Here is a 1,004-nt window from a genome sequence, read left to right on the forward strand (position 1 = left end):
GAGGAAGACATGGGAAGAGGCCTCGCGCGCCCGAGCAGGCGGACGCGCCGCGAAAGGTGTGGGTGGCGGGCCAGCCTGCCTGGGCTCCCCAGGGCAGACCGGGAGCCTCACGGGCACAGCCCGCGAAGAACGTCAGGAGGAAGAGACGCTCAACCCCGCGCGGGCGGGCCCTGCGCCGGACAGTTCACTGTCCGGGGACGGTCAGCCAGCGGCGCCAGCTGGGGCGGCAGGGCATGGGCGAGCAGGCACTGGGCCTGCGCCAGCATGCGGTCGTCGTAGCGCGCCAGCAGCGCGCGCAGCGTGTCCAGCCGGGGAACGAACGACGTGGGCGGTCGGGGACCGATGCCGCCCGGATCCAGCTGATCCCGGGACGCCGGCACCGGCGTGCTCACGAGCGGTGCAGGCAGCAGCCCCGCCTCCCACCGCGCCCGCGGGCCGGAAGGAGCGCGGGTCGCCGGGGAGGCCTGACGCGGGTCCACCGCCGCGCCAGCCCTGTCCGGAGCGCGCGCGGTCGGGGCCATCACCCCCAGCAAGCCCGCGAAGGCCACCGCGCACACGACCGCAGCCAGGGCCAACCTGGACTCGCGGGGGGCTTCTCGCCCGGAGGTGGCGGGGACGGTCGTCATGGCAGGAGGGTGCGACGCGGTGCACCGGGGTGCGACAACCGCTGGCAGCTGAAAACCGTGCCAACGGAATGCCTTTATACGTGCCGACAAGGCCTCGCACCCCGGAAAAACGCACCCTTGGCGACAAAAAACCGGCGTCTTGACGCACTCGGAGGGTTTCAGCCCGGGTTCACATTGACGTTGCCACCTCCCAGAAGGTATCCCCTTCTCCACCGTGAAAATGAGAACCATTCTCAACTTCGACGACGGGCTGGGTGCGGGGGCGGAGCTCGCGCGCGCGCCGGTGGCCCGGGCCAACGTGGTGCGGGGTTCCAGCGGGCTCTTCCAGTCCCAACTGGAGGGTGCGGCGGTCGAGGGCGTGTGGGGACGGTGGGGCGG

General features: G+C 72.1%; 1 protein-coding gene. It reads right to left on the reverse strand.

Annotated features, from left to right (window positions below):
- Nucleotides 1-149: 149 nt before the first annotated feature.
- The gene (locus tag D7X12_RS41515) at nucleotides 150-575 is read right to left on the reverse strand and encodes a hypothetical protein (RefSeq protein WP_120630581.1); all 426 of its coding nucleotides are present in this window, start codon (nucleotides 573-575) and stop codon (nucleotides 150-152) included.
- Between the last annotated feature and the right edge of the window lie 429 nt (nucleotides 576-1,004).

The organism is Corallococcus sicarius, from assembly GCF_003611735.1.
Classification (GTDB): Bacteria; Myxococcota; Myxococcia; order Myxococcales; family Myxococcaceae; genus Corallococcus; species Corallococcus sicarius.